Here is an 18,241-nt window from a genome sequence, read left to right as displayed (position 1 = left end):
CAGCGTCCCGTGCGCCGAGCCGATTAGCTCGGCGCACGGGATGGTCGGCTATGCCGGTTCGATCCAGATGTTGCGGTAGCGGATCGGGTTGCCGTGGTCCTGTAGGCGGATCGGGCCCGGGGTGTTGGCCTCGGCTGCTCCCGCCCCCGTCGGGCCGTTGACGGCCACGTTGTTGTGCACCGTGACGCCGTTCCAGACGACCGTCATGCGGGCGTCTTCGGTCTTTGTCGTGCCGTTGAAGCGGGCCGCGCGGAAGGTGATGTCATAGCTCTGCCACGTCTGTGGCGCCGTGGCGGCGTTCGTGTCCGCCGCCTTCTTCTGGTAGATCGACGCCGCCTCGTCGTTGCCCAGGGACGTGTCGCCGAACGAGTCCAGGACCTGTAGCTCGTAGCGGTCCTGTTGATAGACGCCGCTGTTCGCGCGGGCCTGGCCGGTGACCTCCGGGCCATACTGCGGCAGCCAGAACTCGACGTGCAGCTTGTAGTCGCCAAAAGCCTGCCGCGTCCGGATGTCGCCACCGGCCACCTGCATGCCGCCGCCCGTGATCGTCCAGGTCGGGTTGCGGCCGTCGGTGTGTTGCCAGTTCGCCGTCAGCGACGCTGCGGCGCCGTCGAACAGGACGATCCGCGCCGGGCCGCCGCTACCCACGGTCCAGCGCTGGCTGGCCGCGTTGACATAGGTCCAGATGTGGATCTGGGTGCCGTCGGCGGAACTGCCGCCCAGGGCGTCGAGCACCTTGCCGGACTGCGGGTTGAGGATCGAGCCGTTGGCCTGGGGCTGCCAGACCTGGGCGCCGGTGCCGTTGCAGTTCCAGAGTTGCACCTTGGTGCCGTCGGCGGTGCCGGCGTTGTCGATGTCGAGGCACTTGCCCAGCGCCCGGAACGTGTCGCCGACCCGGGTCCACTGCTGGGCCGCGCTGCCGTTGCAGGTCCAAAGCTGGATCTTCGTGCCGTCGGCCGTGCCGGCGTTGTTCACGTCGAGGCACTTGCCGCCGATGCCCACGATGGTTCCGGCCGTGGGCGGGCCGCCGGTCACCGTGATGTTGTCGAGGTTGACGTGGCCGATGTCGCCCGCGTCGTAGCGGTAGGCCACCGTGTTGGTGCCGGCGTTCAGCGTCACCGCCTCGGCCTTCACCGCCCAGGTGTCCCAGTTGTTGGTGAACGGCAACTGCGTCTGGCGGAGCTTCGTGCCGTTGACGTAGAGCGACACCGTCTTCGTGCCGGTGCCGCCGTTCGGGCCGTTGGAATAGCGCAGGTTGAGATCGTAGGAACCCGCCGCCGCGGCCGGCACCGAGAACGTCGTCGTCGCGCCCTGCGTGCCATAGCCGGCAACGAAACCGGCGCCCGTGTAACCCACGTGGTCGGTGGCCACCGACGCGCCGCCGGTCAGCACCGCCGACTCCGCCTCCAGCGCGCCGCCGGGCTGCTGCGGGCCCCCGATCTGCGCGTTGAGCGTGTACCAGGCCTCGGTGCTCCACAGCTCCTGGCCGTTGGCGGCGGCGAACGGGCGCGGCGAACGCACGTACACCACGCGCCCGGATTGCAAGCCGTTGATCTTGAGGGTCACCTTGCGGCCGTCGGTCGACGCGGTCGCCGAGGTGACCGACAGCGTCTGCTCGTCGACCTTGGGGCCGCCGTAGTTCTGCGTCGGCACATACCGCCACTGCTTGACCTGGAACTTGGTCGCCAGCGAGGCGATCGTCGCGGCCGACAGCGGTTGCGTGTACTCCAACTCGAACCCGCTGGCGATCGCCCGCATCGCGAGGATGTCGAACGCGTTGCCGCCGTTGGGGGTCAGCTTCTGCAGGCCGTAGGTCAGCTTGCCTTCCTGCCCCCAGTTGCCGCCGGCGCCGAGGCCACCGACGTAGATCGCGCCGTCCGGGCCGATCGATGTGCGCAGCACGCCCATCTCCAGGCCCTGGGTGTGCCGGAACAGCGCCCCCTGGTATTCGCCGTTGATCTTCTCGAGGAAGGCCCGCTGGAGGCCGCCATAGGTGACGTCGCCGATCAGCAACTGCCCGGCATAAGGCCCCGACGGGACGAGAACCGGCGTGCTCGGCGAGTTGGCGATCTCGTTCTGCGGCATCCACAGCACCGGTTGGGTGACCGGCTGGTTCTGGAACGGGCCCGGCGGGTTCATGTTGAGGTTGAAGAACCGGTCCTGCTTGATGTGCACCAGCTTCGAGGCCGGCAGCCAGTCACCCTGGTTGTCGGTGACGAAAATGCCACCCTCCGGACCCCAACCGATTCCATCAGGGGTACGCAGTCCGCCCGCCACGTAGTGCACGGCGCCGGTGTTCTTGTCGATCCGGATGCTCGATCCGCGGTTGGGCGCCGGCTGCGGGTTGGTGGTCGCGCCGCCGTAGTTGATCGAGATGGACAGGTTCAGGTAGAAGTAGGGCGCCTGGTAGAGCAGGCCGAAGGCGAACTCGTGGAAGTTGCCGCCCCACGGCCAGGTCGCCACCTGGCGATAGGTGTCGGTGACCCAGTCGCCGTTGGTGTCGTTGAGCTCGACCAGCCGGTGCTTCTCCGACACATAGAGCTTGCCGTCGACATACTTGATGCCCATCGGCTCGCGCAGGCCGGTCGCGATCCGTTGATAGGTAACCTGCGAAGGCGAAGTCGCACCGGTCACATTGGACAGCAGGTAGACCTCGCCGGCGACGGTGTCGCTGCCACCCCAGGTAGTGATGGCGAGCCGGCCGTCGGGCAGCCAGTCCATTGCCGACACCTGCGGCTGGAAGCCGGTCGGCCGCAGGTTGGTCAGCGTGTAGTTGGGGTGCACGGCGTTGAGCGGCAGCCCGTCACCGGGCGCGTCGGTGACGCCCTCGCACTCCTTGCGGCCGGGCGCGGTCACCCGCACCACGCCGGCATCGGTGGACAGCACGCTGTTGGGAACCAGAACAAAGGTCGATGATCCGGGGGTACGCCAGTCGAGCGTGATCTGCTGGTCGCCGGCGCGCTCGAAGTGGTCGATCCGCAGCGCGTGGTAACCGGTGGTGAGGGTGATCGTGCCTTCCTTGGGCGGGCTGGCGCCGTGCAGGCCGTCGTGGTCGACCACCACGGTGCTGTCGATGGTCAGCCGGGAACCGTCGTCGCTGCTCAGCCGGAACGTGTAGCTGCCGGCCGTCGCGATGTTGATGTTGCCGATCACCTGGCTGACGAAGTTGTCGCTGAAGCCGAAGTCGGTCGTCGACGTCCAGTTGATGGTGGGCATCAGCTTGTCCACATTGGGCGTCTGGCTGGGTTTCAGGTCACAGATCTCACTGAGCGGCACCTGCACGTCGAAGACGCGCAGGGTGACGCCGGGTTCCTGGGGTGGCACGGCGGCCGCGGCGGCGGCCGGCGCGACGAGTATGCCGGCCAGCAGGCCGACGACAGCGATCAAGGGACGTAAAGGTGAGCGCACTGTTCCTCCGGGACGGTAGAGGGACGAGCGGGTTGCGGTCACCGTAGGTGCCTTCTGGTCAACTGTCCATATCTATCCTTCGATGCGACGGAACTTCTGTCCTAATGAGCAGAAGTGCGATTGCCGTGATCGAAAGGTTGCCCAGGGTCACCGACTCAGGGATAGTCGTCGATATGCGTACCGCCCGGATCCTCGCCGCCGCCGTCGCCGCGGTGGCCGTGCTGCTCCCGGCCACCGCTGCCGCGGCGGCACCCACGCTCACCCGCTACCGGAGCCTGCCGGGCACGGCATGGTGGACCGAAGACGGCGCCACCGTGGTCGCGGCCGACGCGACGGTCGACGCCACCGCACTCGCCGGGTTGCGCGGCGCGCTCCGCAACCGCGGCACCCTCGTGCGCGACAGCGGCACGCTGCGCCGCCACATCGCCGGCGCCGACCCGTTCTACCAGGCCGGCGGCTTCGGCCGGTGCCTGATCGGCTTCAACGCCCGCGCCGGCAGCACCTACTACTTCATCACCTCGCGGCACTGCGTCGGCGCGGTGGCCGGCACGGTCTACGCCGACGCCGCCGCGACCGTCCCGCTCGGCGTGGTGACCACGGTGACGCCGACCTACGACACCGCGCTGATCCGCTACACCAACACGACGATCGCCAAGCCCAGCGCCGTCAACATCTACCCGGGCCTGGCTCCGATCCGCTCGTTCGGCTCACCCACGATCGGCCAGCGGGTCACCCGCAGCGGCCCCAGCGGGGTGCGCAGCGGCACCGTCACCGCGGTCAACGTGACCGTCAACTACGCCGACGGCACCGTGCTCGGGCTGATCCGCACCAACATCTGCAGCCAGCCCGGCGACAGCGGCGGCCCGCTCTTCGCCGGAACCGTCGGCATCGGCATCACCTCGGGCGGCAGCGGGTCGTGCGCGTCCGGCGGCGTCAGCTACTACGCCTCGGCGGTGCGGGCCGGCACGACCTACGGCGTCGGTCCCTACTAAGCGGCGCCGTCCAACAGGGACCGCTGCTCAGGGCTGAGCTTCAGTTCCATGGCCGCGATGGCCTCGTCGAGTTGGGCGACCGAGCTCGGGCCGACGATCGGCATGGCGGCCGGGCAGCCACCGGTCAGCCAGGCCAGCACGACGTGGTTGCGGGTCGTGCCGGTCTCGGCCGCGACCGTGTCCAGCGCCGCCAGCCGCTTCTGCGTGCCCGGGTGGTCGTATTCCGGCGCCAGCGGCTTGTCGGCCCGGGTGTAGGCGCCGGCCAGCAGCGGCGTGTAGGACCACATCGCCATGTCGTCGTGGCTCTCCACATAGGAGACCACCTCGTCGCTGAGGTGCCCGAAGCGGTGCACGACCGACGGCCGGGTTCCGGGCCGCGGCTGGAGGTAGGTCAGGTGCTGCTGCACCGCCGTGTAGCCGGCCACTCCGAGGTCGGCCGCGAACCGCCGGGCCCGCTCCAGCCGCCAGACCGCGAAGTTGGAGCACCCGAGCCGCCCGACCAGCCCGGCCTCGACGAGTTCGCCGAAGGCACCGACGGATTCCTCGATCGGCGTACGCCGGTTGTCGCGGTGTGCCCAATACATCTCCACCCGGTCGGTGCCGAGCCGCCGCAGGCTCGCCTCGATGCCGTTCTTGATGGTCTGCGGCGCGAGCCCCTCAGCCGTCTCGGGGTATCGGCCGGCCTCGAGCGGCTCGCAGCCGACCTTCGTGCTGAGCGCGACCCGGTCGCGCACCCCCGGCCGGCGGGCCAGCCAACGCCCGAGCAGCGCCTCGCTCTGGCCGCCGAAGCCACTCGGATCGGCCCAGAACGCGTAGCAGTTGGCCGTGTCGATCCAGATGCCGCCCGCGTCGACGAAGCGGTCCAGGATCGCGAACGCGCGCTTCTCGTCGACGGTCGTGCCGAACATCATCGCGCCGAGTACCAGTTGATCCATCATGCGATCGACGTTAGTGACGATCGGTCAGGTCGTACGCTCCAATCTCATGGTGGATTCCCAGACCAATCTGGCGTGGGCGACGCTGCTCGACCCGACCGGCGCCGGCCCGGCTCATCAGCGCCTGGCGCGGGCGCTGCGGGCGGCGATCCGGTCCGGCCGCCTGCCGACCGGCTCGGCGGTGCCACCCAGCCGGGCCCTCGCCGAAGACCTGGGCTGCTCACGCTGGGTGGTCACCGAGGCATACGGCCAACTCGTCACCGAGGGCTACCTCGCGGCCCGGGTCGGCTCGGCAACGCGGGTGGCCTGGACCCCGGACGACGCGCCGCGCGGCCGCGTCCCACGCCCCCGGACCGCCACCGCGTCCCCTCGCTACGACCTGGCACCTGGCCTCCCTGACCTGCGAGCTTTTCCCCGCCGCCGGTGGGCCGACGCGGTCGCCGCGGTCACCGGCGCCATCTCCGTCGACGACCTCGGCCCGCCCGACCCCCGCGGCCACCCGACCGCCCGCCGCACGATCGCGGAATACCTCCAGCGCTCCAGGGGTGCGGTCGCGACCGCGGACACCGTGACGGTCTGTGCCGGAATCACGGACGGCCTGACCCGGGTCGCCCGCGCGCTGCGCCGCCTGGGAGTCGACACGGTCGCCGTCGAGGAGCCGGGCTGGTCCCGGTTGCGCGCCGCCGTCACCGGCGCGGGCCTGGCGGTCCGCGCGGTCCCGGTCGACGGCGACGGCGTCCGGGTCGACGCCCTCGACGGCGTGCGCGCGGTGGTGGTCGGCGCCGCACACCAGTTCCCCAGCGGTGCGGTGCTCTCCCCCGCCCGCCGGGCGGCGCTGGTGCGCTGGGCCCGGTCGGTCGACGGCTTCGTGGTCGAAGACGACTACGACGCCGAGTTCCGCTACGACCGCCGGCCGATCGCGGCGATGCAGGGCCTCGACCCGGGCCGGGTGGCGCTGCTCGGCTCGGTGAGCAAGACCCTGTCCCCGGCGCTGGGCCTGGGTTGGCTGCTCGCACCCGGCGTCCTGTCGGCCGCCGCCGACCCGGTGCCGGCGGCCCCGCCGGTGCTCGACCAGCTGGCGCTGGCCACATTCGTCAACCGCGGCTGGTATGACGCCCACCTGCGCGCCGCCCGCCGCCGCTTCCGGCTCCGCCGCGACCGCCTGCTGGCCGCCCTCGCCGAGATCATCCCGGAGGCCACCGTCGAAGGCACCGCCGCCGGCCTGCACGTGCTGCTCCACCTCCCCGACGGCACCGACGCCCGCGCCGTGGTCCGGGCGGCGGCGGCCCACGGCCTACGCCTGGTCGACCTGGACACCTACCGGGCCGAGAAGCCGGCCGCACCGACCCCGGTGCTGGTCCTCGGCTACGGCAACCTCGCCGACGGCGAGATCGCCCCCGCAGTGGCCCAGCTCAGGGCGACCCTCGACCGGGTGTAGCCGGGGGCCTTCTGGCATGCTTGGGGTGAGCGCGACTGGCGGCACGGGATGGCACTGACCATCGGGGAGCCCGCCCGTGAGCATCGACCGCCTGGGTGCCCACGGTCGAGGGGGAAATAAGTATGTCCGCGCGTCTTCTGCCCGGCGGCCCGGTAGCCGAGAGCATCCTGGCCGACGTTTCCGACCGGGTCCGCGTGCTGCGCGACAAGGGCGTCACCCCAGCGCTGGCGACCATCCTGGTCGGCGACGACGACGCGAGCGCCGGCTACATCCGGATCAAGCAGCGCCAGGCGGCTGACCTCGGCTTCGTCTCACCGCACGCACACCTGCCGGCCGACTCGACCCAGGCCGACCTCGAACGGGTGATCGCCGAGTTCAGCACCGACCCGGCCGTGCACGGCCTGCTCGTGCAACACCCGGTGCCCGGCCACCTCGACTACGACCAGGCCCTCACCGTCATGGATCCCGACAAGGACGTCGACGGCATGCACCCGGTCAACATGGGCCGCCTCGCGCTGGGCCTGCCGGGCCCGCTCCCCTGCACCCCGGCTGGCATCGAGGCGATTCTGGCGCACTACGAGATCCCGGTAGCCGGCCACGAGGTGGTAATCCTCGGCCGCGGCGCGACGCTTGGCCGCCCACTGGCAATGCTGCTGGCCCAGAAACGCCCAACCGCCAACGCGGCGGTAACGGTCGTGCACACGGGCGTCAAGGACTGGCCGCGCTACACCCAGCGGGCCGACATCCTGATCGCGGCGGCCGGGGTCCCCGGGATCGTCCAGCCGGAACACGTCCGTCCAGGTTCGACGGTCATCGGCGGCGGGGTCCGCTACGAGGGGCGGCGGCTCCTGCCCGATGTCGACGAATCGTGCGCCGAGGTCGCAGGCGCGATCACACCGCGGGTCGGCGGGGTAGGCCCGACAACGGTCGCCATGCTCTTCCGCAACGCGGTCAGCGCAGCCGAACGAGCCACCAACTAGCGGTGTGATCCCGCCCCGCCGGCCCGCACGCGGGGCGGCCGAAATCGCCCGGCTGGCCGGGGGGCGAAAAGCCCGATATGGCCGGCCGCCGCACCCCCCTCAGACCAAACCCAAGAGATCTAGGAAAAAAGATGTAGCCGGGGGCGGGGTCAACTGGTGGTTGCAACACCGAGTAGTTGGGCCATCTTCTCACTCGGCTTGGCCCAGCCCAGGGTCATGCGGGGTCGGTCGTTGAGTTCGTCGGCGACGGCGTCCAGGCCGGTCTGGTCGATGGTGGTGAAGTCGAAGATCCCTTTCGGGAAGTACTGGCGGAGCAGGCCGTTGGTGTTCTCGTTGCTGCCGCGTTGCCAGGGGCTGTGTGGGTCGCAGAAGTAGACCGGGCAGCCCGTCGCGATGCTGAACCGGGCGTGTAGCGCCATTTCGCTGCCCTGGTCCCAGGTCAGCGACGCGCGCAGCCGCTCCGGGAGCCAGGCCATCGCGGTCGCCAGGCGGGCCACGACATGCTCGGAGACCTTCCCGTCGGGCAGGGCGACCAGGATCACGAACCGGGTATGCCGCTCCACCAGGGTCGCGATCGCCGAGCCACCCGACCCGCGGCGGCGGGTCCCCTCCAAAAGGTCACCCTCCCAATGCCCGGGCACCGCCCGATCCGCGACCTCCGCGGGGCGGGCCGCAATGTTCAACCCCAGCCAGGCCCGACTCGACCGCACCGCCCCACCCGCGACCGCCCGGGGTCGGCGGGCGGCTCGACCGGACCGCAGCGCGACCTGCCGGGACAGGTCCGCGCGTAGGTTCCCGCGGGCCTGCAGATAGATCGCCTGATAGATCGTCTCGTGCGACACCCACATCTCCGACCGGTCGGGATGATCGATCCGCAGCCGGGCGGCCAGCTGCCGCGGCGAGTACCGCCGCCGCAACCCCGCCACCACCACCGACCGCAGCTCAGCGTTGATGACCAGCTTGGCAGGCCGCCGCGGCCGGCGATGGCGCAGCCACGCCGCCCAATCCGCCGCCCGCGGCTTATACGGCTCCCCGTACCGCTCGAACCGGCCCACCTCACGCGACACCGTCGAAGGCTGCCTGCCAAGACGCCGGGCGATCGACCGAATCGACTCACCCCCGGCCCGACCCAACCCGATCTCTTCCCGCTCCGCCATAGACAACCGTGATGCCATACCCACCTCCACACACAACAACGAGGTGGTGTTGCAACCAGCAATTGACTACGCCGGGGCTACATCTTTTTTCCTAGATCTCAAGAAACCGCCCCAAGGGGCGGGTCCCGTTGTCGGGCGTAGCCCACAAATCAGGATGTTCGGGCGGTGACAAGGTGGAGCGCCCAACTGGACGAACGACCTTGTCACCGCCCGAACATCCTGATGCCCTTGCGAAGACCGACAACGGGACCCGCCCCGCCCTGGCTGGGTCCCCGCAGCTCGGGTCGGGGTCCGGGGCAGCGCCCCGGTGGGGCTCCGGGGCAAAGCCCCGAACAAAAACGCCACCGCACCACTGGCACTAGACGCGCACGCCGCTCGCGCCGCGCCCCGCGACACCGGCCTGCCCCGGCGCAGCCGGCAAGGTTCGGGCAAGCCGCACGGCCGGTTGGCCAGATAGAGCAGGCCGGGCGGCCATGGCCGGCCTGCGGGCAGGCCCAGCCGCCACGGCCGGCCGGCGGCCGACCTGGGCGAACACGGCCGGACGGCGGCCAAGCCAGGCGGCCACCGCCGGACGACGCGCAAGCCGGACGGCCACCGCCGGACGGCGGCCAAGCCAGGCGACCACCGCCGGACGACGCGCAAGCCGCGCGAACACCGCCGGACGACGCGCAAGCCGCGCGAACACCGCCGGACGACGCGCAAGCCGCGCGAACACCGCCGAGCGGCGGGCAAGCCGGGCGGCCACCGCCGGACGACGAGCAGGACAGGCGGCCACCGCCGGACGACGCGCAAGCCGCGCGAACACCGCCGAGCGGCGGGCAAGCCGGGCGGCCACCGCCGGACGACGAGCAGGACAGGCGGCCACCGCCGGACGACGCGCAAGCCGCGCGAACACCGCCGGACGACGCGCGAGCCGCGCGAACACCGCCGAGCGGCGGGCAAGCCGGGCGGCCACCGCCGGACGACGCGCAAGCCGCGCAAACACCGCCGGACGACGCGCAAGCCGCGCGAAGACCGCCGAGCGGCGGGCAAGCCGGGCGGCCACCGCCGGACGACGCGCAAGCCGGGCGAACACCGCCGGACGGCGGGTAAGCCGGGCGGCCGCCGTCGGGCGGCGGGCGGGCCACGCGGCCGCACCCGGGCGGCCGGCGAGCCGCACGGTTGCGAACAGGGCGGCACCGAGTGACACCAGCAGGATTGTCACGATCAGCGCCAGCACCACCGGCGGGAACGCATACCAGGCGGCGATCGCACGCAGGGCAGCGAGGACGTCGCCATCGGCCGGGAGCCAGAACAGCTTGACGGTGTAGCCGATGTAGACGGTTTGAATCAGGATCGCGAACAGCAGCACCCCGAGTGGCGCGGCGCGGGACACCGCAGCCGGCACGCGGCGCAAAGCAGCCAGCGCGACGATGGCCACGCCGATAAGGCCGCCGTACAGGTAACGGCCCTGCATTCCGGCGTAGGTGTGGGTCGCGGCGAACTGTTCGTAGGAGCCCTTGGCCACGATGGCCAACAGCCCGACCATCGGGAACAGCAACACCAGCGCGGTCGAGCGGTCGAGGGCCCGCAGCGCAAGAGCGACCACCACACCGGCGACGATCAGCACAGCGGCAGCGAACGCCAGAAACCACGGGGCGTGGTGGCCCCCACCCCCGGTCTGGTCGTGCACGAAGAACAGCGTGTTCATCCGCTCCAACAGCCGCAGCAACCAGTGCACCCCGCCGTCGGTGAACGGGTAGCGAGCGACCAACTCCGGCACCGAGGTAAAGCGCCCGTGTGGCTGGAGCGACCCGTACGCGATGCGGTTGTGGATCCACCACGCCACCCCAGGCAGGGTGCCCAGCCAGGCGACCGCCAACGCCCAAACCACGCGCCGACGGCCAGGGCCGCGGAAGAGCGGGACCGCGTAGGCAACACCGACCCACAGCGGCACCAGCAACGCGAAACCCTTGGTAAGTAGCGCGAGCGAGCCGACCGCGCCGATCGCGAGCGCGGTGCGGCGAGTGGCATCCCCGGTCAGGACCCGGACTACGAGCAGGGTCAGCACGGCGTACAACAGGATCAGGAGGTTGTCGTTGTTGACCGCCGACTCGTTGTGGGTGAGCTCCGGGATCGCCAGTGGCACCAGCGCGGCGGCCACCGGCAACGGTTCAGCAAGGCGCAGCCGGCGCGCGACCGCCCAGAGCAACAGCGGGAGCGCGGCCGCCAGCAGCACGTTCCACCAGCGGAGCGCGAGGTAGGTCAGGTCGAACGGGATCCGGTCCCAACCCGGGATGGCCTGGAGGACGGCGGCGCCGGCGACGTAGTACAACGGCGGGTGCTGGATGAGTTGGTTGCGCGGCTGTGCCGTCAGCGGGGTGGTGCCGCCGGCGGCGGAGAAGGACGGGCGGTCCGCGCGCGGCGGAAGTGGGCGGTCGGCGAGATGCAGCGGGCGGTCGATCCGGTTGGACTTCGTGAAGCCGCCGGCCCCGCTGCCCTGTGCCATGCGCAGCGTGCCGGGATCGGGCCAGGGCCAGGCGACGCCCTGCTCGACCTGGGTGATCAGGTCGACGTGCTGGCGTTCGTCCGGGGAGCGGAAGTTGGGGAAGAGCGCGGTCTGCCAGAGCACCACGGCGACGTGCAGCACCAGGATCAGCCACACTAATCCGGGTATACCTCGCAGAAGCGGACGTATCACTCGCGCCATCAGGGCAGGCTAGCCGACTGATGGGCGGGACTTAGGCTTGCACGCGACCGTGGCCCGAACGTGGAATGAGGAAAGAAACGATGAGCCAGGACCCGCAGTTCGAGGTGGCCGAAGACGACGGGGTGCTCGACGCCTCCGACACGCTCGACGACAACCTGGTCGCCGACCCGCTCGACGTGGGCATAGCCCCGGCCGACAAATGGAGCGGCGCCAACCGGTTCGGCACCACCGAGGCCGAAGAGCGCGCCGGCGAGTCGCTCGAGCAACTGCTGGCCCAGGAAGAGCCCGACGTCGACCCCTACGCCGACCCGGCCGACGACGAGGACGAGATCAGTCGCCGTGGTTACGAGGAAGACCCGCGTGCCGGCCGGCTGGTCGAAGACGACCAGGGATTCGGCGAAGACGTCGAAGCCGACTCGGTAGCGTGGGACGCCGGGATCGACGCCGGCGGTGCCAGCGCCGAGGAGGCCGCGGTGCACGTGGTCGACGGCCCCGATGACGAGGGTGACGGACCTCTCCGCTGAGCCACAGCCAACCGGAATAGTTGCGGCGTCAAGTAAGTTGACGGTGGCTGACGAAGCGAGGTGTTTTGACATGCAGTTCGGGCTGTTCTCCGTCGGCGACGTGACGCCGGACCCCACCAACCGCACGACCCCCAGTGAGCACGACCGCATCAAGGCGATGATCGCGATCGCGCTCAAGGCCGAAGAGGTCGGGCTCGACGTCTTCGCGACCGGTGAGCACCACAACCCGCCGTTCGTGCCGTCGTCGCCCACCACCATGCTGGGCTACATCGCGGCGCGCACGGAGCGGCTGTTGCTCTCGACCGCGACCACGTTGATCACCACCAGCGACCCGGTGAAGATCGCGGAAGACTTCGCGATGCTCCAGCACGTGGCCGACGGTCGGGTCGACCTGATGCTCGGGCGGGGCAACACCGGTCCGGTCTACCCCTGGTTCGGGCAGGACATCCGCAACGGCATCCAGCTGGCGATCGAGAACTACGCGCTGCTGCATCAGCTCTGGCGCGAAGAGAATGTCGACTGGAAGGGGCGCTTCCGCACCCCGCTGCAGTCGTTCACGTCGACGCCGCGACCGCTCGACGACGTACCCCCATTTGTCTGGCATGGTTCGATCCGCAGCCCGGAGATCGCGGAGCAGGCCGCCTACTACGGTGACGGCTTCTTCGCGAACCACATCTTCTGGCCCAAGGAGCACACCCAGCGCATGATCGCGCTCTACCGCGAGCGCTTCGCCCACTATGGGCACGGCACCGCGGAGCAGGCCATCGTCGGCCTCGGCGGTCAGGTCTTCATGCGCAAGAACAGCCAGGATGCCGTACGCGAGTTCCGGCCCTACTTCGACGAAGCACCGGTGTACGGGCACGGCCCGTCGCTGGAGGAGTTCACCCGGGAGACGCCGCTGACCGTCGGCAGCCCGCAGCAGGTGATCGACCGCACGCTCGGCTTCCGCGAGTACGTCGGCGACTACCAGCGGCAGCTCTTCCTGATGGACCACGCCGGCCTGCCGCTCAAGACCGTGCTCGAGCAGCTCGACCTGCTCGGCGAGGAGGTCGTGCCGGTGCTGCGCAAGGAGTTCGCGAAGAACCGCCCGGCCGACGTGCCGGACGCGCCGACGCACGAGTCGCTGGTCGCCGCTGCCGCGGCGGAAGCCGACGAGGTCGCGGCATGACCGAGCGCACCATCGCGGTGGTCGCCGGCGGGCTGCGCCAGCCTTCGTCGACGCGGCTGCTGGCCGACAAGCTGGCAGCCGCGACCGGCGAGGAGCTCACCCGGCTCGGAGTCACCCCGAAGATCGAGGTGATCGAGCTGCGTGACCACGCCCACGAGATCGTCGACAACCTGCTGACCGGCTTCCCGGCGAGCACGTTCGCCAAGGTGGTCGAGACGGTCAACGGCGCCGACGGGCTGATCGCGGTGTCGCCGATCTTCACGGCTTCCTACAGCGGGCTGTTCAAGTCCTTTGTCGACCTGTTGCCGGACGGCACGCTGGCCGGCAAGCCGGTGCTGATCGGCGCGACCGGCGGCACCGCCCGCCACTCACTCGCGCTCGACCACGCGATGCGGCCGCTGTTCGCGTACACCCGCTCGGTTGTCATGCCGACCGGTGTGTTCGCGGCGCCCGAGGACTGGGGTGGCGACGAGGGTGGCGGCCGGCTCGACAAGCGGGTGCGGCGCGCGGCCGCGGAGCTCGCCGCCGAGGTGGCCCGCCGTGACCCGGCGACACCGGTCGACCCGTTCGCGCTGCGCACGTCCTTCGAGGAGCTGCTCGCCGGCGAATGAGCGAGGATGGGGTCATGTACCTCATCCGGGAGAAGATCTTCGACATCGGCGACGACTTCGACATCACCGACGACGCGGGCAACAGGGTGTTCCACGTCGACGGCAAGGTGCTGAGCCTGCGCGACAAGCTCGTCATCGAGGACCAGTCGGGCCGCGAGGTGGCCGCCGTGCACCGCAAGCTGATCGCGCTGCGGCCGACCTACACGATCAGCATCGGTGGTGAAGAGGCCGCCGAGATGCGCAAGAAACTGTTCACGCCGTTCCGTGACAGATACACAATCGACGTGCCCGGCCCCGACGACCTCGAGATGAAGGGCGACCTGCTCGACCATGAGTACGAGGTCGAGCTGGGCGGCGAACGGGTCGCCACGGTCTCCAAGAAGTGGTTCTCGATCCGCGACACCTACGCGGTCGACGTCGCGCCGGGGCAGAACGACCTGCTGATCCTGGCCGGTGTGCTGGCCCTGGACCTGGCGGAGTCGCGGGCGGAACGCAAGCGGGCCGAGGAAGCGCGCGACAAAGACTGAGGTGTGAGCGCGGTCACAGGTGGGCATGAATGGCCGCATGTCGATCGATCCGCAGCCGCCGGCGGCCCGGCGTGACCGCACCGGATACCTCTACCTCGCCGTCATCGTGGCCGTGCTGGCCGGCATCCTGGTCGGGCTGGTGGCCCCCGGTGTCGGCGAGTCGCTGAAACCGCTCGGCACCGGCTTCGTCAACCTCATCAAGATGATGATCAGCCCGATCATCTTCTGCACGATCGTGCTGGGCATCGGCTCGGTGCGCCAGGCCGCCAAGGTGGGCAAGGTCGGCGGCCTGGCGCTCGGCTATTTCCTGATCATGTCGACGGTGGCGCTGGCGATCGGCCTGGTGGTCGGCAACATCCTGCATCCCGGCAGCGGCCTGGACCTCCAGGGCGGCAAGGCACCGGACACCAGCGGCTCCGAGGGTACGGTCGACTTCCTGCTCGGCATCATCCCGACGACGCTGTTCTCGGCGCTGACCAACTCGCAGGTGCTCCAGACGCTGCTGGTCGCGCTCCTGGTCGGCTTCGCGATCCAGGCGATGGGCCAGACCGGCGAACCGATCCTGCGCGCGGTCGGCTTCCTCCAGCGCCTGGTGTTCCGGGTGCTCGCCATGGTCATGTGGGTCGCGCCGATCGGTGCCTTCGGCGCGATCGCGGCGGTGGTCGGCGAGACCGGCTGGAAGGCGCTGGCCGGGCTACTGCAAATCATGCTGGGCTTCTACCTGACCTGCGCGATCTTCGTGTTCCTGGTGCTCGGTCTGCTGCTCAAGCTGGTCACCGGGCTCAACATCTTCTCGGTGCTGCGCTATCTGGGCCGCGAGTTCCTGCTCATCCTGTCGACGTCGTCGTCGGAGTCGGCCCTGCCGCGGCTGATCGCGAAGATGGAGCACGTTGGAGTGTCACGCACGGTCGTCGGCATCACGGTGCCGACGGGCTATTCGTTCAACCTGGACGGCACGGCGATCTACCTCACGATGGCGTCGATCTTCGTCGCGGACGCGCTGAACAAGCCGCTCGCGGTGAGCGAGCAGATCGGCCTGCTGCTCTTCATGATCATTGCTTCGAAGGGCGCGGCCGGGGTGACCGGGGCGGGGTTGGCGACGCTGGCCGGCGGGTTGCAGTCGCACCGGCCTGACCTGGTCGACGGGGTCGGGCTGATCGTGGGGATCGACCGGTTCATGTCGGAGGCGCGGGCGCTGACCAACTTCGCCGGCAACGCCGTCGCGACGCTGCTGGTCGGTAAGTGGTCGGGCGAGTTCGACAAGGACCGCGCCGACCTGGTGCTGCGCGGCGACGACCCGTTCGACGAGGCGACGATGCTCGACGACGAGCCGGCGACGGAGGAGCGCGAGCCGGTGGTTGCCGCACAGCGGACTTCTGAACCGATCTAGTTCTCGCCTTTGATGAGCGGCGTGTCCCGCGAGAGCTCCCGGAATCCGAGGCCGAGATAGAACGCGCGCGGCATAGGATGCACCGGCGCGCCCAGGCAGACGACCGTGGCATGGATGGCCCCGGCGGCCCGGGCCAGCTGCATCCCGTGCAGCATCATCGCCTTCGCCAGCCCGAGCCGCCGGTAGCCCGGGTGCGTGCCGACCGGCTCGAACTCGACCGTCTTATTCGCCTCGTCGAGCCACATGATCGTCGAGGCCGCCATCGTGCCGTCCGGCGCCTCCACCAGGACGTGCAGGTCGCCGCGGTAGGCCGCCGTCTGCCGGACGGCCGCGTAGCTCTGAACCGTGTATGCCGAGGGAGCCCAGGCGTCCACGTGCGCCTGGACGGCGGCCTCGGGTGCGGCCTCGTCGGCGGTGCGGAACCGGAATCCGACCGGCAGCAGGGGCTGCTCCAGCTCGGTGAGGTCGCGCTGGTTGAGCTGAGTCCAGTCGTCGAGCGCCGCGGTGTCTGCCGCGTAGCCATGCGCCGCCCAGCGCTTCAGGGCGTGCTCCTCGGCGTCCGTCGGCAACGCCGTGCGCTCGAGGCCTTCTGCCACGCCGTCGTACCACTCGATGAGTTCGTCGATCAGCTCGAGGTGGTCGGGATGGACCTGATAGCTCAGCGAGGCGCCGGTGACCGTCTTGACCGAGCCGTCGTTGCGCCGCACCTGACGCGGAATAAAGACCCAGGCCCACGCCACCAGCTCGGTGCCGGCGAACCACAGCCGGCGCGGCCAGGTCGCGCGGTGGAGGGTGCACCCCTGGCCCCAGACCCAGGCCAGCTCACCGTAGGAAGCGCCGGCGCTGATCAGCTCGGGTCGGGCCGCGGTTACGCGCTGTGCCAGACCCTGCATGAGCGGTATGTCCGCGGCGGTCAGGAGCGCGAAGTCGGTCATGGTGCGCCACTGTGCCAGGCCGCCGCGAAACCGACGATCCGTTTTCCGTCGTCGACCGCCGCTTCACGGCCAGGCCGGAAGGGCCCCCGTCGGCCGGATCTAGGAAGAAGATTGCTGCCTCGGGTGCATTCTCTGCCTATATCTCCGGCGGGGCATGCAGTTCTGAGTCGGTTTCCATGGCGCGGTCCAACTGGTCGTGCAACTGGTCTAACGTGTCCGCGAGTTGGGCCTGGAGCCTCGCGGGGTCGAAGTCGGCGAGCGCCGCCCATCCGTTGTCCAGCACCCGCACGTGCACACGCGGCTCGCGCAGATCGTCGAACAGCGCGAAGCCGACGGTGTCTTGTCCATCGCTCGCGACGAAGGACGGGGCGACGTTGCCGGCGAGCCCGTGTCGGGCGCGCTCCTCGGAGATCGATGCCCACGCCTCGACGATCGGCCTGCGCGCCGCCAGCGTGGCGTTCTCCAACGTCAGCTGCGCCTCCTGCCATTTGCCGAGCAGCTCTGCCACCGACTCGCCCGCGCCGCGTTCGAGTGCCGCGAGGTCGGCCTGGGTACGCGCAAGATCCTCTCGCGTCTCCCGGTCGCGATCCGCGAACGGGTTGTGGGCGGCCGCTTTAAAGGCGATGGCCGAGCCGGTGAGCAGCAGCAGGAGGACGACCAGCGGCCAGCGCAGGTTGCCGTCGAACAAGTCGCGGCCGCGGAACCAGGCCCATACGCCGAGAACACTGAGGAGCAGCAGCAGGAACGTGACAGCCAGCGGCCAACTCGGCCATGGCAGGTCGTCGTTACGGCGCGTCTGCTCGTCCGGCCGCCAGTTTCGGAACGTCCGCGACAGAACCACTCGCCAGTTCAGCGGCCCACGCCGCGCACGGCGCTCGGCGCTAGAACGATGCCGGAAGAGCGGAACCGCAAGCCAGCTTCCGGCAAGGATGAGTGCCATCGCGATGCTGAAGCCCGGGATATAGGCGACAGCCCTGAGCAGAATGGGCGCCTGGGGGTCGATATCGATGGCGTCCTGGAACACGGTCGCGAAAAAAGCGGTGTCGTAGCCGGCACTCAGCAAAATGATCAGCCAGACCAGCCACTCCGTGAGCCAGCGCGGACGCGAGCGCCGGTCCTCCGGACCATCGTCGATATGCCGGTCGAGTACCTTGCGGCGGCGTTTGGCGGCCAGACCGAGGCGCCGCTCCGCCCGGAACTCGCGTATGGCGCGCACTGCCGCTGCTGCTCGCTGCCACGAGTGGGCAAGCAGTTCTGTCGCCTGTTGGATCGACCGCTGCGACTCGGACACAGCCGCCTCGGCCGCCACCTTGGCACGGATCAGCCGCGCCGACTCGGCGTACGACAACACAGCCTTGTCGTACTTCTGGGGTGTGACCGTCGGTTGAAGCAGCGGGTCGCCGTCAGGCGCTGCGCTCGGACACGGCGTCTTGGGATAGCGACGGCCGTTGGCGTCGGACCGACCAACAGGCAAATTGTCGACCATT

14 protein-coding genes and 1 riboswitch are annotated in these 18,241 nt (G+C 70.0%); of the genes, 8 read left to right on the top strand and 6 right to left on the bottom strand.

All coding sequences use genetic code 11. The annotated features are described in order from the left end of the window. Nucleotides 1-48: 48 nt before the first annotated feature. Nucleotides 49-3,387, bottom strand: a complete 3,339-nt coding sequence (locus tag DFJ67_RS29190; RefSeq protein WP_239097567.1) for a 3-keto-alpha-glucoside-1,2-lyase-like domain-containing protein — start codon at nt 3,385-3,387, stop codon at nt 49-51. Between the two features lie 194 nt (nt 3,388-3,581). On the opposite strand from DFJ67_RS29190, the gene DFJ67_RS29185 reads away from it, so the two are divergent. Then, nucleotides 3,582-4,400 carry a S1 family peptidase gene (locus tag DFJ67_RS29185; protein WP_116070973.1) on the top strand — a complete coding sequence of 273 codons (819 nt, stop codon included), beginning with the start codon at nt 3,582-3,584 and terminating at the stop codon, nt 4,398-4,400. On the opposite strand, the gene DFJ67_RS29180 is transcribed toward DFJ67_RS29185, so the two are convergent. Continuing rightward, nucleotides 4,397-5,338, bottom strand: coding sequence for an aldo/keto reductase (locus tag DFJ67_RS29180; RefSeq protein ID WP_203784332.1), 942 nt, complete (start codon nt 5,336-5,338; stop codon nt 4,397-4,399). The two genes, DFJ67_RS29185 and DFJ67_RS29180, sit on opposite strands and share 4 nt — an antisense overlap. 46 nt (nt 5,339-5,384) lie before the next feature. Between DFJ67_RS29180 and pdxR the strand changes: the two genes are divergently transcribed. Continuing rightward, nucleotides 5,385-6,773: a MocR-like pyridoxine biosynthesis transcription factor PdxR gene (pdxR, locus tag DFJ67_RS29175; protein WP_116076759.1), complete on the top strand. Its 1,389-nt coding sequence runs from the start codon at nt 5,385-5,387 to the stop codon at nt 6,771-6,773. Nucleotides 6,774-6,794: 21 nt separating this feature from the next. Continuing rightward, nucleotides 6,795-6,877: riboswitch (ZMP/ZTP riboswitch) on the top strand. Between the two features lie 18 nt (nt 6,878-6,895). Further along, on the top strand, nt 6,896-7,753 hold the full coding sequence (locus tag DFJ67_RS29170) for a bifunctional 5,10-methylenetetrahydrofolate dehydrogenase/5,10-methenyltetrahydrofolate cyclohydrolase (protein WP_116070972.1): 858 nt from the start codon (nt 6,896-6,898) through the stop codon (nt 7,751-7,753). A 149-nt stretch (nt 7,754-7,902) separates the two neighbouring features. Here the strand turns inward: DFJ67_RS29170 and DFJ67_RS29165 are convergent, their stop codons facing one another. Beyond that, on the bottom strand, nt 7,903-8,928 hold the full coding sequence (locus DFJ67_RS29165; RefSeq protein ID WP_116067088.1) for an IS30 family transposase: 1,026 nt from the start codon (nt 8,926-8,928) through the stop codon (nt 7,903-7,905). 340 nt (nt 8,929-9,268) lie between these two features. Then, a complete protein-coding gene (locus tag DFJ67_RS29160; protein ID WP_116070971.1) occupies nt 9,269-11,554 on the bottom strand; it encodes a serine/threonine-protein kinase in 2,286 nt (761 codons plus the stop codon). A gap of 125 nt (nt 11,555-11,679) precedes the next feature. Here DFJ67_RS29160 and DFJ67_RS29155 point away from each other — a divergent pair, with 125 nt between their 5' ends. The 5 genes from DFJ67_RS29155 (at nt 11,680) to DFJ67_RS29135 (ending at nt 15,819) form a co-directional block, all read left to right on the top strand. Continuing rightward, nucleotides 11,680-12,123, top strand: a complete 444-nt coding sequence (locus DFJ67_RS29155) for a DUF5709 domain-containing protein (protein ID WP_239097494.1) — start codon at nt 11,680-11,682, stop codon at nt 12,121-12,123. Nucleotides 12,124-12,193: 70 nt separating this feature from the next. Further along, nucleotides 12,194-13,291 (top strand): LLM class flavin-dependent oxidoreductase, encoded by a 1,098-nt coding sequence (locus tag DFJ67_RS29150; protein WP_116070969.1) that lies wholly within the window; start codon nt 12,194-12,196, stop codon nt 13,289-13,291. Then, nucleotides 13,288-13,902, top strand: a complete 615-nt coding sequence (locus DFJ67_RS29145; protein ID WP_116070968.1) for a CE1759 family FMN reductase — start codon at nt 13,288-13,290, stop codon at nt 13,900-13,902. Before DFJ67_RS29150 ends, DFJ67_RS29145 begins: the two co-directional genes overlap by 4 nt. Before the next feature lie 14 nt (nt 13,903-13,916). Then, nucleotides 13,917-14,429, top strand: a complete 513-nt coding sequence (locus DFJ67_RS29140) for an LURP-one-related/scramblase family protein (RefSeq protein ID WP_116070967.1) — start codon at nt 13,917-13,919, stop codon at nt 14,427-14,429. A 37-nt stretch (nt 14,430-14,466) separates the two neighbouring features. Continuing rightward, complete coding sequence (locus DFJ67_RS29135; protein WP_116070966.1) at nt 14,467-15,819, top strand: cation:dicarboxylate symporter family transporter; 1,353 nt, start codon at nt 14,467-14,469, stop codon at nt 15,817-15,819. Here DFJ67_RS29135 and DFJ67_RS29130 read toward each other — a convergent pair. Next, nucleotides 15,816-16,754, bottom strand: coding sequence for a GNAT family N-acetyltransferase (locus DFJ67_RS29130; protein WP_116070965.1), 939 nt, complete (start codon nt 16,752-16,754; stop codon nt 15,816-15,818). The genes DFJ67_RS29135 and DFJ67_RS29130 overlap by 4 nt on opposite strands. Before the next feature lie 136 nt (nt 16,755-16,890). Further along, a complete protein-coding gene (locus tag DFJ67_RS29125; RefSeq protein WP_116070964.1) occupies nt 16,891-18,240 on the bottom strand; it encodes a hypothetical protein in 1,350 nt (449 codons plus the stop codon). Between the last annotated feature and the right edge of the window lies 1 nt (nt 18,241).

This window comes from Asanoa ferruginea (genome assembly GCF_003387075.1).
Lineage (GTDB): Bacteria > Actinomycetota > Actinomycetes > Mycobacteriales > Micromonosporaceae > Asanoa > Asanoa ferruginea.
Note: the sequence above shows the minus strand (reverse complement) of the source record. Positions and strands in the feature narration are given on the sequence as shown.

Excerpts from the sequence above, each read along its gene's own strand:
- DFJ67_RS29155 (WP_239097494.1), top strand. The coding sequence starts at position 11,680 with ATGAGCCAGGACCCGCAGTTCGAGGTGGCCGAAGACGACGGGGTGCTC.
- DFJ67_RS29135 (WP_116070966.1), top strand. The coding sequence starts at position 14,467 with ATGTCGATCGATCCGCAGCCGCCGGCGGCCCGGCGTGACCGCACCGGA.
- DFJ67_RS29180 (WP_203784332.1), bottom strand. The coding sequence starts at position 5,338 with ATGATGGATCAACTGGTACTCGGCGCGATGATGTTCGGCACGACCGTC.
- DFJ67_RS29125 (WP_116070964.1), bottom strand. The coding sequence starts at position 18,240 with ATGGTCGACAATTTGCCTGTTGGTCGGTCCGACGCCAACGGCCGTCGC.
- pdxR (WP_116076759.1), top strand. The coding sequence starts at position 5,385 with ATGGTGGATTCCCAGACCAATCTGGCGTGGGCGACGCTGCTCGACCCG.
- DFJ67_RS29150 (WP_116070969.1), top strand. The coding sequence starts at position 12,194 with ATGCAGTTCGGGCTGTTCTCCGTCGGCGACGTGACGCCGGACCCCACC.
- DFJ67_RS29165 (WP_116067088.1), bottom strand. The coding sequence starts at position 8,928 with ATGGCATCACGGTTGTCTATGGCGGAGCGGGAAGAGATCGGGTTGGGT.
- DFJ67_RS29145 (WP_116070968.1), top strand. The coding sequence starts at position 13,288 with ATGACCGAGCGCACCATCGCGGTGGTCGCCGGCGGGCTGCGCCAGCCT.
- DFJ67_RS29170 (WP_116070972.1), top strand. The coding sequence starts at position 6,896 with ATGTCCGCGCGTCTTCTGCCCGGCGGCCCGGTAGCCGAGAGCATCCTG.
- DFJ67_RS29185 (WP_116070973.1), top strand. The coding sequence starts at position 3,582 with ATGCGTACCGCCCGGATCCTCGCCGCCGCCGTCGCCGCGGTGGCCGTG.
- DFJ67_RS29130 (WP_116070965.1), bottom strand. The coding sequence starts at position 16,754 with ATGACCGACTTCGCGCTCCTGACCGCCGCGGACATACCGCTCATGCAG.
- DFJ67_RS29140 (WP_116070967.1), top strand. The coding sequence starts at position 13,917 with ATGTACCTCATCCGGGAGAAGATCTTCGACATCGGCGACGACTTCGAC.